Origin of the sequence: Methylobacterium sp. J-092 (assembly GCF_022829325.1) — a bacterium.
Lineage (GTDB): Bacteria > Pseudomonadota > Alphaproteobacteria > Rhizobiales > Beijerinckiaceae > Methylobacterium.
Genome location: NZ_JAKSXU010000078.1, coordinates 1 through 12,784, shown reverse-complemented (window position 1 = coordinate 12,784; position 12,784 = coordinate 1). Strand labels below are relative to the sequence as shown.

The 12,784-nt window shown below is 65.8% G+C and carries 17 protein-coding genes and 1 pseudogene; 9 read left to right on the top strand and 9 right to left on the bottom strand.

Annotated elements, in window-relative coordinates; translation table 11 throughout:
• A pseudogene (locus MKK60_RS09295) lies at positions 1–134 on the top strand (porin family protein); the annotation flags it as partial.
• Between the two features lie 1,007 nt (positions 135–1,141).
• Here the strand turns inward: MKK60_RS09295 and MKK60_RS09290 are convergent.
• From MKK60_RS09290 to MKK60_RS09280, 3 genes are all read right to left on the bottom strand, one after another.
• On the bottom strand, positions 1,142–2,386 hold the full coding sequence (locus MKK60_RS09290; protein WP_243985236.1) for an NRAMP family divalent metal transporter: 1,245 nt from the start codon (positions 2,384–2,386) through the stop codon (positions 1,142–1,144).
• 196 nt (positions 2,387–2,582) lie between these two features.
• Positions 2,583–3,506, bottom strand: a complete 924-nt coding sequence (locus tag MKK60_RS09285; RefSeq protein WP_147841697.1) for an alpha/beta hydrolase — start codon at positions 3,504–3,506, stop codon at positions 2,583–2,585.
• A 181-nt stretch (positions 3,507–3,687) separates the two neighbouring features.
• Positions 3,688–3,981: a hypothetical protein gene (locus tag MKK60_RS09280; RefSeq protein WP_147726442.1), complete on the bottom strand. Its 294-nt coding sequence runs from the start codon at positions 3,979–3,981 to the stop codon at positions 3,688–3,690.
• Positions 3,982–4,325: 344 nt separating this feature from the next.
• Between MKK60_RS09280 and dps the strand changes: the two genes are divergently transcribed.
• Positions 4,326–4,877 (top strand): DNA starvation/stationary phase protection protein Dps, encoded by a 552-nt coding sequence (dps, locus tag MKK60_RS09275; RefSeq protein ID WP_147726444.1) that lies wholly within the window; start codon positions 4,326–4,328, stop codon positions 4,875–4,877.
• Positions 4,878–6,307: 1,430 nt separating this feature from the next.
• On the opposite strand, the gene MKK60_RS09270 is transcribed toward dps, so the two are convergent.
• Positions 6,308–6,550 carry a hypothetical protein gene (locus tag MKK60_RS09270; RefSeq protein WP_147841696.1) on the bottom strand — a complete coding sequence of 81 codons (243 nt, stop codon included), beginning with the start codon at positions 6,548–6,550 and terminating at the stop codon, positions 6,308–6,310.
• A gap of 161 nt (positions 6,551–6,711) precedes the next feature.
• Here MKK60_RS09270 and MKK60_RS09265 point away from each other — a divergent pair, with 161 nt between their 5' ends.
• Together MKK60_RS09265 and MKK60_RS09260 are read left to right on the top strand one after the other, a co-directional pair.
• Positions 6,712–6,927 (top strand): hypothetical protein, encoded by a 216-nt coding sequence (locus MKK60_RS09265; protein WP_243985233.1) that lies wholly within the window; start codon positions 6,712–6,714, stop codon positions 6,925–6,927.
• A gap of 6 nt (positions 6,928–6,933) precedes the next feature.
• On the top strand, positions 6,934–7,275 hold the full coding sequence (locus MKK60_RS09260) for a hypothetical protein (RefSeq protein WP_243985231.1): 342 nt from the start codon (positions 6,934–6,936) through the stop codon (positions 7,273–7,275).
• A gap of 18 nt (positions 7,276–7,293) precedes the next feature.
• On the opposite strand, the gene MKK60_RS09255 is transcribed toward MKK60_RS09260, so the two are convergent.
• A complete protein-coding gene (locus MKK60_RS09255) occupies positions 7,294–7,521 on the bottom strand; it encodes a hypothetical protein (RefSeq protein WP_147726451.1) in 228 nt (75 codons plus the stop codon).
• A 1,188-nt stretch (positions 7,522–8,709) separates the two neighbouring features.
• On the opposite strand from MKK60_RS09255, the gene MKK60_RS09250 reads away from it, so the two are divergent.
• Positions 8,710–8,937 carry a hypothetical protein gene (locus MKK60_RS09250; RefSeq protein ID WP_147726453.1) on the top strand — a complete coding sequence of 76 codons (228 nt, stop codon included), beginning with the start codon at positions 8,710–8,712 and terminating at the stop codon, positions 8,935–8,937.
• 147 nt (positions 8,938–9,084) lie between these two features.
• Positions 9,085–9,294, top strand: a complete 210-nt coding sequence (locus MKK60_RS09245; protein WP_147726454.1) for a cold-shock protein — start codon at positions 9,085–9,087, stop codon at positions 9,292–9,294.
• A gap of 69 nt (positions 9,295–9,363) precedes the next feature.
• On the opposite strand, the gene MKK60_RS09240 is transcribed toward MKK60_RS09245, so the two are convergent.
• Together MKK60_RS09240 and MKK60_RS09235 are read right to left on the bottom strand one after the other, a co-directional pair.
• Positions 9,364–9,579 carry a hypothetical protein gene (locus MKK60_RS09240; RefSeq protein WP_243935897.1) on the bottom strand — a complete coding sequence of 72 codons (216 nt, stop codon included), beginning with the start codon at positions 9,577–9,579 and terminating at the stop codon, positions 9,364–9,366.
• A gap of 450 nt (positions 9,580–10,029) precedes the next feature.
• Entirely contained in the window at positions 10,030–10,215 is a 186-nt protein-coding gene (locus MKK60_RS09235; RefSeq protein WP_147841692.1) for a hypothetical protein, read from the bottom strand.
• A 258-nt stretch (positions 10,216–10,473) separates the two neighbouring features.
• Here MKK60_RS09235 and MKK60_RS09230 point away from each other — a divergent pair, with 258 nt between their 5' ends.
• Positions 10,474–10,731 (top strand): hypothetical protein, encoded by a 258-nt coding sequence (locus tag MKK60_RS09230; protein WP_147841691.1) that lies wholly within the window; start codon positions 10,474–10,476, stop codon positions 10,729–10,731.
• Positions 10,732–10,888: 157 nt separating this feature from the next.
• On the opposite strand, the gene MKK60_RS09225 is transcribed toward MKK60_RS09230, so the two are convergent.
• Complete coding sequence (locus MKK60_RS09225) at positions 10,889–11,131, bottom strand: hypothetical protein (protein WP_147726460.1); 243 nt, start codon at positions 11,129–11,131, stop codon at positions 10,889–10,891.
• Between the two features lie 46 nt (positions 11,132–11,177).
• Here MKK60_RS09225 and MKK60_RS28440 point away from each other — a divergent pair, with 46 nt between their 5' ends.
• Entirely contained in the window at positions 11,178–11,309 is a 132-nt protein-coding gene (locus MKK60_RS28440) for a hypothetical protein (protein ID WP_279593219.1), read from the top strand.
• 34 nt (positions 11,310–11,343) lie between these two features.
• Here MKK60_RS28440 and MKK60_RS09220 read toward each other — a convergent pair whose 3' ends face one another.
• Entirely contained in the window at positions 11,344–12,375 is a 1,032-nt protein-coding gene (locus tag MKK60_RS09220; protein ID WP_243985228.1) for a fumarylacetoacetate hydrolase family protein, read from the bottom strand.
• Between the two features lie 136 nt (positions 12,376–12,511).
• Here MKK60_RS09220 and MKK60_RS09215 point away from each other — a divergent pair.
• A partial coding sequence (locus tag MKK60_RS09215; protein ID WP_243985226.1) for an SOS response-associated peptidase occupies positions 12,512–12,784 on the top strand: 273 nt, incomplete at its 3' end.

Genomic DNA, 12,784 nt, shown 5'->3' with positions numbered 1-12,784 from the left:
CCTCCAACTCGACCGGCACCGTGACCCTGACCTCGCCGGGCGTGACCGTCGTGCAGAGCGGCCTGAACCGCAACAACAGCACCGAGTTCGCCGTCGTGCGCGCCGGCCTGAACTACAAGTTCGGCTCGTACTAGGACCTGCCGGATCCGCCGCGGCTCGCCCAGAGCCGCGGTTCGGTTGGATGGGTCGGTCAATCAAACAACGCCCCAGGAGAAACCTCCTGGGGCGTTTGTCGTTTTCCGAACCCGACCGTCTAAAAATCGGGGCAAGAAACAAAAAAGCGCGCCTTTAAAGGCGCGCTTGAGTTGTTTAATTCTAGATGGACTGGAACGAATTCTATTCTATCCGAAGTCGGATCGAACGCAATAGGTGTGGTATAGCTTTTGCCGGGCTTCAAAGGTTATCCCCGCTCACCGCTGCGCTGTAGTCCGATCCGCCGCTTTCCAATGCCCCATCTGCTGCTGCCGCATCGCCGGCAATGCATGAGTAGGGCGGGAAGCTGTACCGCATCCCAGCCGAGGCCGTGGCGACCTACGAGACCGACAGCAGGTTCAAGGCGCGGAGACCATAACGGCGTCAGGTCACGGCGGACCCTGACGCGTCCCGGTGCGACTTGAAATCCGGCGAGCGTAGTGTCGGACAGGCGACGTGGCGGGGAATGCGCTGACGGGCGCAATGGTAGGAGAGGCTTTCGATGCAGCCATTCCGGCCGCCGGTGCCGCCGCTTCTGGGCTCCTAAACCGTCTGACCGGCTCTGCCTCTCCCGAGGTCGCAACCCTCGCCCGCACGGCGCGAGCCCGCTTTGGCATACCGATCCGAGCCGGGCGGATCCGCGACGCCTTGGATGGTGCTCAACGTGCTCTCGATCGCGCGATTGCGTGTCGAGAACAGTCCCGGCTCCCGGGCCGGCGCCCCGTTCTCATTCGCGGGACGATCGTTCGGCGCCATTCCGTCCACGCGGCCCGGCAATCTCGCCGCGGCAAGCACCTCCTACGATCCACGTCGAGGACTGGCAGGCGTGGATCGCCGATGGCTTCGGCATCGTCACGAACGGCATGCTCTGCGTCACCGGCCCGGAACTGACGGCGGACGAGTGGACGGCGCGGCCCTGACTCCGCGTCGAGATCGGGTTGCAACCGCCCTAGAGCAGCCCAACCCCATCGAGGACACCAACCATCGCGAAGGCGATCGTGAGGCCGGATACGACGTAGACCACCCATTTGTAGGTGCCCTCGACCCGCCGGTCTGGCGGCAGGGCACGGGTGGCGAGCAGGATGAGGAAGCCGAGGGCCAGCGGCAGCAGGAGCGCGTTCATCACTTCTACGGCGACGTTGAGCGCTACAAGGTTCGGTACGAGCTGCACTCCGATCGCACCTGCGACCACAACTAAAGTGAAGGCGCCGTAGAAGGCTGGTGCCTGACGCGGCGACAGGGTGAGGGAGTGCGCCCGGCCCGTCAGGTCGCCGAAGCCCCACGCGAGCGACAGTGCGACGACGTTGAGTGCCACGAACGCCGCTGCGATGATGCCGACCCCAAAGGCGACGTGTCCGAGCCATGGGCCCAGCGCCGGTGTGAAGGCATCTGCTAGTTGGCCGACCGTATCGAGCCCTTGGGCTGTTCCGCGGCCGCCCTTCCCGATGGTGGCGGCCGCCGCGATCAGGATCGCCCCCATCACGCATTGCGAGATGATCGCACCGACGAGGGTATCCAGGCGCGAGTCGCGTGCGTGTTGCCAGCCAAGGCCCTTATCGACGATCGCCGACTGCTGGTAGAAGATCATCCATGGCATGATGACTGCGCCGATATTGGCTGCGATGAGAACCCGGAAGCCGCCGTCGTTTAGCGGTATGTGCGCGAACGAGGCCAGGATTTCGCCTGGGTCAGGTTTGGCCGCAATAGCGAGTCCGATGAACACGAGTTCGAACAAGCCGACGGCGATGGCTACCACCTCGACACGCCGGTAGCCCCCGGTGAACACCAGCCACAGCAGGATCGCCACCGGTAAACCAAGGCTGACGATCCGCGGCACACCGAAAAGGTCACCGATGCCGGCGATCCCCGAGAACTCGGTGACGATGGCTCCGATACCGGCCAAGACGAGACCGCCAAATGAAATCCAGGCCCAAGCGGGTCCGAAATGCTCTCGGATTAGCGCGCCGTGACCACGCCCTGTTGCCGTGCCGAGGCGGACGGTGAGTTCCTGAACGATGTAGAGGATCGGCACGAGCAGGAGTTGCAGCAGAAGCAGGGAATAGCCCCAACGCGCTCCGCTCTGCGCGGCGGTGATCAGGCTCCCGACATCGGTGTCGGCGAGCATCACGACAAGACCGGGTCCTGCGGCCTTGAGAAACGCGGATATGCGGGGCAGGTAAGCGGTGTCGGGCACGGCATTGCAACCGGAACGGTCAAGGCGGGTTCCGAGCGTCCCAGTAAACCATGGTGCGTCACAGAAACCCGCTCCCCCCAGGGCCCCTTGAGCGCGTTCGCCCCGCCGATGCAGCCGACGACCATTCGCGGCTCGCGGTGCCCGGATGATCCCCTGATCTGGCTGAGATCAACGCACCGGAAGCGACGTTCAGCCTTCAACCCAACATGTCGAGGGTCTGGAGCCACGCATGACACAGGGTGGGCCAGACACTTGCGGGCGTGCCCGGCTCCCCAATGCCGAAACCATGGCCGCCCTTGCTGAAGCGGTGGAACTCGACCGGGACGCTCATGTGCCGACAGGCCGTGTCGAGGATGCGGCTGTTCTCCGGACTGATCACGGGATCGTCGTCGGTCTGCACGAGGAAGAGCGGCGGGCAGCCCGGACGCAACTGTGTCTGGAGCGACCAGGCGGTCCGCGCTTCGGGCTTCGGCTGCTCGCCGACGAGGTTCCGCCGGGTGCCCGTGTTGTCGTAAGGCGGCTCCAGCGTGACGACCGGATAGATCAGGGCCGCGAAGTCGGGACGGGCCAGCTGCCGATCGATCTCGTCCACCGGCGCGTAGGTGCGTAGGCCGGCACGCATGGCGAGCGTGCCGGCGAGATGTCCGCCCGCCGAGAAGCCGACGACCCCCATCCGCTGCCGGTCGAGCCCCATCGCCTCCGCCCGCGAGCGCATCGTCCGCATGGCCCGTTGCGCGTCCTGCAGGGGAACCAAGGTGCCGTCGGCCCAGCCCTCGTTGGGTAGGCGGTAGGTGAGGACGAAGGCCGTCACCCCGATGTCGGTCAGCCAGCCTGCGGCCGGATAGGCCTCCTTGACCAGGCCGATGCGTCGATAACCGCCGCCGCCGACGACGAGTGCCGCGGCACCGTTCGGCTTGGGCGGAATGAAGATGTCCAGCAGGGGCTCGGATATGTTGAAGGCGGCCCCATCGATCTCGGCCTGTTGGGTCCCCATCGGGCCGCCCCCACCCGGTGGGGCGCTGGGCCAAAGCCGCAAGCGCTCGGACCGTGGCTGAGCGCAAACGCTGGTCGCGATCGCGCTCGCGCCGGCAGCGAGGATCAAGGAGCGGCGGTCGAGCATGGTGATCCAGCGCAGCGAGGTGGAGCCTTGCAAGCAAGACCCATGCAGCGGTGAAGCGAAATCATCCGGGGGACGTTTCGGAGTGAGGCCCCGGGAGCTGCTGTAGCAGGTCCAGCCTCATGGGAACCCGCTTCCCGAGTGCGCCCTATCCGGCATCGGCTGCGGCGCTATCTCAGACTGGCTACTCGCGGTTCGCAGCGGTCATAGCGCGAGCGACAACTTCCCGTAGGGCTGTCTGTCCATCCACGAGGAACCAAGCTCGCAACGCATCCGTGGTCTCGGGCCTGTCGTCCACCCGCTCGCGGAACAGGTCGCTGTAACGTGCGAGTTCACGTTCAAGGAATGTGTCAAGGTAGCTCGGCCCTTTCGCTTTGGCGAGGTCGAGAAGGGCGTCATCGAGGACGCGACGCATCATCTCTCCGACCATGGCTGAGACGTAGATGGCTTCAGGACTGCCTTGCTCGGGCTCTTTCAATCCGGTCTCCGTAAGGGTGGGGGATGGCGAGCCTGTGCCCGCCAGCTGAGGCGCCGTGCAATCGCATCAGCGCCTGCATGCAGCCTTTAGCCCGCATTCGGCTTGAAGTCGCCCCACGAGGATCGCCCGAGGCTCTGCCTCTTCATCCGGCTCCCGCTCGCCGAGCAGCGCGGCAATTCTAGCCACCCACGGTGCCCAGCACCGTCGTTCGATCGTTGCAGAGGAACCGGCGCCCGATGGCGGTCTTGAAGGGAGCGAGCGCTCATCGCGCGCATCCCAGACGCTGTCGCCTAGGCTGCTGCAGAGCGCCTTCCGGCTGTTGCTGAAACTTGAAGGGACCTACCATGGCCGACACGAACGCCTCCCAGGGGCAGCGCCTCCACGAGACCCAGAACGGCACCAAGTCCAACGCGAAGCAGGTCTCGACCGACGCGCTCAACGCCCGGCTCGCGGACGGCATCGACTTGGCGCTGGCGGTCAAGCAGGCCCACTGGAACCTGAAGGGTCCGCAGTTCATCGGCATCCACCTGATGCTGGATGGGTTCCGTACCGAACTCGACGATTACAACGACAAGGTTGCCGAGCGCATCACGCAGCTCGGCGGCACGGCGCGGGGCACGGCGACCGCGGTGGCCGCTGGCTCGCAGCTCGCGCCGTATCCGCTCGACGCCTATCGGATCGCAGACCATCTTGCGGCGCTGATCGATCGCTATGCGGTCTATGCGAACGCCGTCCGCCAAAACATCGACGACACCGACGAGGCGGGCGATGCCGGCACGGCGGACCTCTTCACTGAGGTCTCGCGCGGCGTCGATAAGCAGCTCTGGTTCCTCGAAGCTCATGTCCAGGAGCCAACTGGCGCGATGCGCGATGGTGATCACGACGGCAAGCGCTGAGGCGCGATACGGCCATTCGGCTGACGCCGGCACGAGAGCCAAGATCGCATCCCTCAGATGAGCGATGCGATCTTAGCGGTCTCGACACATCGATGCCGGGCGGCTTCGTGCCGGGTCGATGGTCCTGCCCGTGTCCGGTGCGCCGAGGAAGCGGTGAGAGCACGATGTTCGCTCTCAGCCTGATCTGCCTCTCGGCGGGAGCCACATTCGCCAGTGTCGCTCCGCAGCGACTCGCGCGGCAGGCCACGTTCGAGAGCATGGGGGGCTGCCCGATTGTCGGCGGCCCCTGCCTGCTTGGTGTTGGGCTGCCGCTGTGCCGCTGAGCGAAGCGCCAACGCGCCTGCCTTACCGTCCCGCCATGACCTCAAGCCACGCCACGCCAGCGGCAGCCAGACTGTTGCCCCGGCCGCCCCAAGGGAGAGGCGCGAACGGGATCACCGCGCGCTCGGCCGCCGCGACCGGCTGCACGCCGTCAGAGGCGATGGCAGGCATCCGTGCGGCTACGAGAGCCAGGAAGGCACCGAGAAACGGTGCGGCGGGCGAGGTCGGCCATCCGCGCGTCTCGCTCCGTTCGGCAGCGACGAGGCGTCAGCGGCGGGCAAGGCCGAGCGCCCAGGCATGGGCCCCGCGCTGATCGGTCTCGCCGGCCGCGGATCCGGTGCCGGTAGGAGGCCCCAAGGCGGAGGCAGGCCGCGTGATCCTGCCGGGCGTGCAGCAGGCGGACGGCGGGGGAGCGGATCCGGTCGGAGGCCATCGGTCCGACCGCGATGCGCGCGGTCGGCGCGGGAGGACCTTGGCGGCGGCCCGGGCGCCCGCGAGCGCATAGGACATGCACATGCCCCAGGCGTCGCCAGTCACTTCCATGCGGGCCTGAGCCGAACGGATCGCGGCGCGCTTGATGGCGGAGCGGTCGAAGGTGCCGTCACGGTTGACCAGCGGGGCGACGGTGGCGGCGAAGCGCTCGGCGCTTTCGGTCGAGACGACGACGGCAGCCCTGGGAACGCCTGTCCGAGGTCTCCCGCCTTGCCGGCCTCCTCGCCGATCAGGTGCTGGACGCGCAGATCATGAGTCGGCCAGTCCCGAGCAACATATCCGGGCGCTACTCAGCGCAGCCTTCCTGCTGGACGAGCACGACCTTCCGCTTCCTTCGCTGCCTCAGCAGATCGTCCACGGGGCGAAACGCGGAGCCGACCGATGCCAGGAGCCTTCGAGCGTGCGGGTCTGAAGTTCATCTCCGAAATCGGAGGTGGTTCCGGCAGCCGGTTCCGTGAGGAGAAGGCGCGGAGCCGGACGAAAATCACCGTCCGGATCAGCTCGCCAGCAGGAACGAGGCTGGCCGAAGGGACGGAACGAACGGCCGCGCCGAGCCGAGCTGCATTCAAATGTTTCGCGTCTCATGGCTCGAACATGCGTATCTCGCGCTTTGAGCCCTAACCCCAATCCTGGCTGTCCAGCGTGCACGCGCCATTGGCGACGCTTGCGATGGCCGACATCGCAGCGTCGAGGGAGGCGTGCGCGCGTTTCACAGTCACGAGAAGGCCCGCCTCATCCGGCTGGATCTGGAAATCGTCGGTATCCTTCGGCCTTGTGATCTTGCCGAGGCTCCGTCCCAGCCGATCTTTGAGATCCCATGCCTTGCCGGCCGGCCCTGTCGGTGTGAGAACGACATCCATTCATCTGATCCTTAAGAGCGGGGAAGGTCGCTCCAAAGCCCTACAATTTCGGTCGAAGGCCTCAGGCAATTCAGGAGCAGGACCACATCGCGACCAATCAGGACTGCGCTGTCGATGCCCTTCTGCGACAGATCGAGTGGAACCGCTTCGACGATACCGAAGTGGGCCACACACCGTTCTTGAATGAGTCGGCCTCGGCGACGATCGCGGCGCAGCTTCGCGCAATCGGTGAAAGCATTCACGCCATCGGAGGACTGGATGCGGTCGACGAGGCGATCCTCCGGATCACTGAAATGAATTCCGGCTTTTCCGACCAGCGGTCGAAGCTCCTGGAAGCGCTTTGGTCTTCCATAGGCCACGATGTCGGGACGGCGTGACGCTGGATGTTCCCGCCCTCGATCCTGGCAGCCGTGGCCATCAACTTGCAGGCTTTGGCTTCGACGACCGGTGAACGCTTGATGTCGGGCCTTCAAGCACATGCCTTACTGATCGTCCTTTCCGCTGTCACCCTTCTCGGCGTTCGCAGCGTTGCCGGTGACCGTCATGCGAACGTGGTTGGCGGCTTCACGATGTTTTTCGATACGGGCTTGCGCCAACGTATCGTCGGCTTCGGCATCCCTTTCGGCTGCAGGGGAACGCCCAGCATCGTCAGCCCTGTGAGATCGCTGATCCGCGAGGCTCGGTTGCTGAGGCATAAAACGCTCCTTGCATGTTCGATCCCGTGATCCGGCAGCGAGTTCAGATCAGGCACGTCCGAGCCACATCAGGAGGAACCCTGCCAGGGGTAGGCTGAAGCCCAGCACCACCCGGATATCGAGTTCCTTGGAATGCTGTGCCATGCGCCATCGGCGACAGGCCAAGTGCTCCGCTTCCATTCCCAGGATCATAAGACATAGACCAACGTACACCGGCATGGACGGCAGCGCGATTTCTCGCATGATCGCCTCATTTTGCTGGTTCTGAAGGGACAACGCCTCGCGGAGGCAATCGGGTACAGAGAAAATAACTCCAAAGGATCCTGAGGATTTCAGCTGAGATTGAGCAAGATCCTGGCGGGCATCGAGGCCGCCGGCACGCCGATGGTGGGGCGGCGCGCATGAGGTCGTCGTTGCGCGGTGCCGCGAGCACGTCGCGACAAACAAAAGCGGTCGCCGCCACCGTGCGGGCGTCCAGGCGGCAGGTACCGTCGTGAACCGAGCGCCTCGATCGGTACTTTCAGCTCGTCCTGGACTTACCGCGCAGTCTGCCAAAGGGCTGTTATCTCTCGAAATGCCGTATCGGCACTTGCCTCAGATGCCCCCTGTGATCCGAAAGATCGGATCGATTGGCGTACGACCAAATCATCCTTCATGATCGTCCAGTCGAAGCGTCCTGGCTCCGACTTGGACGGGTTGATCCGTATCGTATGCGGGTTCGGCGTGAAGGTGATCATGCCCGACATATAGGGCCTCGGCGCGTACAGCGTTCAAGGCGTGATCGAGCCGGCGGATCGCCGAGAGGCTCAAGAGGGCCGCCTGCGCCGGGCAGCGCCTTCCCTGTTCGCCGGCACTATACCAACACCGGGTACGCAGACGTATGCCGGCCCGGTCGCCTCTGCTGATCGACCGGCTGGCAACGGATCACGGGCACCTTCCCGGCAAGCCCGGCTCAGGACCGGGTGGCCGGTGAGATGAACGACGCACCCATCCGCCGTGATCGGATCGGAGGACCGGCCTGCTTCGCCTCCAGCGTTCCATTAAGCGCCTGCTAACCGCCGGCCGACACCTTCGCGGGCATGTCGAAGCGTACCAAGCGGACCGCACGAGCCCTTCTCTGGATCACGTCGCTGGCCCTCTGCTGCTTTGCGGCCGTCATGCTGATGCAGATCAACCAGCCCCCGGATCAGGTGGCGAGGCGGGTGGGAGACGGAGATCCCATCACAACGGGCTCGATACCGCCCACGCCTATGCGCTGGTGTGGAGCAGCGCCATGGTGTCGGTGAAGCGTCGCCGATCGGCCTTTTGGACCGGAGGAATATCTGAAGTGCCCGGCTGCGCATTCCACGCGCTTACGGGTCCACGATCGAACGGATCGAAACGAGCTTGAGCTTGGTTCTCCCATTCTCCGGTCGACCGACGGGAGAAGGCTGTCGCTTCTGGCGGCATGCGAGGAGAACCATCTTGCGCTCATCCATCATTGCCGCCGCCCTGTTCGCCGCGCTCGGCGCAGCGTCGCTCTCCACGTCCGCCTCCGCTGCACCCATGGGCCCGTCCGCCGCTGTGGCCGCACCCGCCGAGCTGGTGACGAATGTCCGCATGGAGCGCCGGATGATGCATCGTCGTATGATGCGCCGGCCGATGATGCGCCACCGCATGCATCGTCGGGGCATGATGCGCCACGGCATGTAAACCAGTTCGGGCCCGTATGGCCTTGACGAGGCTCAGCCCGCCCGGCACCGCCGCGGCGGGCTTCGCTCTTTGGAACGTCGCGTGAGGGCCATCCGTTTGGCCTGCGAGCGCCCCGCTTTGGTGCGCCCGAGACGTCTAGGAACTTCTATGAGCATCGGCACCGTAAAGTGGTTCAACGAGACCAAGGGCTACGGCTTCATCGAGCCGAACGACGGCGGCAAGGATGTGTTCGTTCACATCTCGGCCGTCGAGCGCGCCGGGATGCAAAACCTGGTCGAGGGCCAGAAGGTCTCTTATGAGGAAGAGACCGACAAGCGCAGCGGCAAGCTGTCTGCCGGCAATCTGAAGGCAGCCTAAAACTGTCCCGTCCGGGGGATGGGCAAAGCACCTGAAAAGCCCGCCTCCGGCAGAGTCGGCGCCCCGAATCTACAGTGCTTGGGTGCGCTGATCGGGGCGCATCAGGGTCGCCTTACGGTTGGACACCTTCCACACCGGCAACGACCCTTCGCGGACGAACATAGCGAACGCCTCGGTCGCTTCCGCACTCGCGATAGCACCCGCTCCTTTCACGGCGCGACCCACGACGCAGGCCCCTTCGAGACCATTCGCGCAAGGCGCACTGCCCTCGATCGCGAAGATCACCCCTGATCGGTCTGGCCTCAGCGCGTTCGGCAATGCGCCGATCTTGCGCCAGAGACAGTACCACCGCACGCACACCTCAGGGCGATCCTGATAGATCCCGCACGCCGTGCCAGTGCTATGCCGACAGAGGACGCCCGCAGGCTTGGCAAGCACCTCGATCGCGGGAACCCGGCAGCAAGCCGTGCACGGTCCGCACGTTCGGCCTGGAACAAGGGCACCTACGGCCGGTGTGGTCGGAGGGTGCTTCGGGGTCAAATCGTTCCGTTCCCGATGCGGTGCGTGAAGGTCTGCGATCCGATCGAGGATCACGTCGGGCAGCTTCTGAGCTACGCGCTGAGAATGCAGGCCCACCTCCGCGAGGCCGTGGCTCACCCCGCGCGGCAAGCCTCATGGAGATCCTCGCAGCGTCGACTTAGCGGGACCTGCGGTCGTGTCGACCCGGCGGGTGGTTCAAAGGCTCTTGGTCGTCACCCCGAGCGCGAGCAGAGCGTAGGCGCCGATGAAGAACCACTGCCGGTGCGCGAGCACCGTGCGCCCGACCATCGGGACCTTCGTGTAGAGGCTGGCGACCGCCAGGCCGATCAGCACCGCGGAAGCGAGGAAGGTGAGTAGGCGCGGGGCGGACAAGGTCGGCATGCCGCGATTTTCATGCGCGTGCGGTTGCCAAGCCGTTACCGTGCCAGACGCTCGTCGCATCCCGGCAGGATAGCCCCAGCGACGGCGTCGTCGAGACGCGGTGAGATCCGGGATTCCCCCCGTCCCGTGAGCAGACCGGGGCGGGGCCGAACCGTACGCGTTCACGTGCCACAGGAACGAGCCCTGCAGCGATCGGTTTGCCCTGCTCATTCGGCGGGGGCGTATCGATCCGCCCCCTGGAACGACAGGAGAGCGACGATGGCGAATGCAGGCAAGCACGGCATGCACCCTGGAAGCCAGGGCAAGGGATCGGGCTCGGGAGCGATGACCGAGTTGCCGGAAGGCGTGATCGAGGACAACGCGGTGCTCAGCAATCGCGACAAGGCCCAGCATGGGGATGAGCGCGGCCTGGACAGCAAGACCGTGCAGACCGAGCAGTACCAGGATCACTCGGCCAATCGGCTGGGGGATGACAAGGACCAAGCGCAGGGCGGCGGCGACGCCGGAAATCCCTAGGCTCGCGACAACCCGCCCGGTCCATCGGGCGGGTTTCCCGTACCGTTATCCGCCCCGCAGGCTCTCGGCGAAATCCTCCGGCACCTCGCCGAACTGCCCAGGAGCGTTGCGCCTTCCAGCTCGCCGGTCTCGTCGGCGGCGTTCTTGAACACGCCGCCTATACCAGCACCTCACCCGTACCCGTCATCTCGACGAGCACATTTCCGAGGTAGGCTCCCAGGCGCTTCAGGGCGCCCCGATCCGGGGCGTCGATCCAGAAACCGATAAGGGCAGGCTTACCGTCCAGACGACGCAGCACCGACTCGGCCATCAGAGCCGCCTCCCGCTCGGTCGAGGCGAACAGGGTACGCTGAGCGCCGGCCGCTAAGATCGTGATTTCGAAGGGGGTGACGCTTGGCATACCAAGCCAACGTGTTGCGCTGCAAAATCGTTGCGTGCCGGACCCCATGACGGTTGGCAGCGTTCTGCTGACCCGTGCCGACCTTGAGGCCGTGCGGATTTGGGGCACGAAGTTCGAGATGCGGACGCCGCGCCCCACGACGCAGGTCGGCGCGCTGCCGATCGCGGTGGCCGGCTGATTGAGCGCCCGCCTCTCGATCGAGGGCGCACCTCTTACGCCGGGACGGCCTGGATCACGTTGCGCAGGGTGCCGAGGCCGACGATCTCCGTCTCCATCACATCGCCCGGCTTGAGGAATTCGGGCGGCTTGCGCGCGTTGCCGATGCCGGGGGGCGTGCCGGTGGCGATGATGTCGCCGGGCACGAGGGTGAGGCCGTGCGACAGCTCGGCGATGATGCGGGCGACCTTGAAGTACATCTGAGCGGTCGAGGCGTCCTGTTTCACCACGCCGTTGACGCGGGTCAGCAGACGGAGATTCGAGAAATCGAGGTCGGATGCAGGCACGATCCACGGGCCGATCGGTCCGTACCCGTCCAGGCTCTTCCCCTTGAACCACTGCCCGCCGTGCAGCTTGATCTGCATGTCGCGCGCCGTGGTGTCGTTGATGACGCTGTAGCCGAACACGTGGGCCATCGCGTCGGCTTCTGTGATGTTGCGTCCGCCCGTGCCGATGATGACGGCGAGCTCGACCTCCCAGTCGATCGCCGTCGACACCGAAGCATCGTAGGGGATCGGGTCGTAGGGGCCGTTGATCGTGTTGACGCCCTTGGTGAAGAACACGGGATGGGCGGGGTACTCGGCGTTCGTCCCCCGGACGGCCTGACCCTCGGCGAAGTGCTCCAGGTAGTTCCAGCCGACCGCGTAAATGTTGCGCGTCGGTGCCGGGATCGGCGCCAGCAGCCGCACCGTCTCGACCTGCGGGCCATCCCCGGCGGCCGCGGCCCGGCGCACGGCATCGAGCGCGGCCGGTCCTGCCGTGATGAGCGAGACCATCTGCGCCGGATCCACGCCCGGCACTCCAACCTGCGTCAGGTCGACGACGCGCCCGTCCGAGCGGACCACACCGAGCCGCGGCGTGCTGCCCGCGTCGGGTGCGAAGGTGACGAGACGCAGAGCCTCTCCGCTCGGCGGGGGTATCGGATGCCCCGGACCCGAGGCTGGCGCCTGCGCCGAGGCTGACCCGACCAGGGCCCCGACCGCCGTCGCGGCGGCCGTGAGATGCAGGAAGTCGCGCCGAGTGCTCATCGATGGTCCTCCGCAGCGCTCGCCCTTCATCGGGGCAAGTCGCGCGAGCGAATTTTGAATTCATATGATGCGGGATGCAATCGGGCTCGCGCAGCGTGCCTTGCTCTTTCGCGCTTTGGCGGCGCACGATGTCGGGATGTGCAACCTCTACAGCCTCGACAGGGGCCAGGACGCGATCCGCAAGGCCTTCGGGGTCGCGCGCGACGAGACCGGCAACCTGCCGCCGCTGCCGGCGATCTTCCCCGACCAGATGGCGCCGGTGGTGCGTTTGGCCGAGGGCGAGCGCGCGTTGGCGATGATGCGCTGGGGCTTCCCCTCGCCGTCGAGCAAGGGGCCGCAGCACCCGGTCACGAACGTGCGGAACGTGAGGTCGCCCTACTGGCGCCCGTGGCTGAAGCCGGAGCAGCGC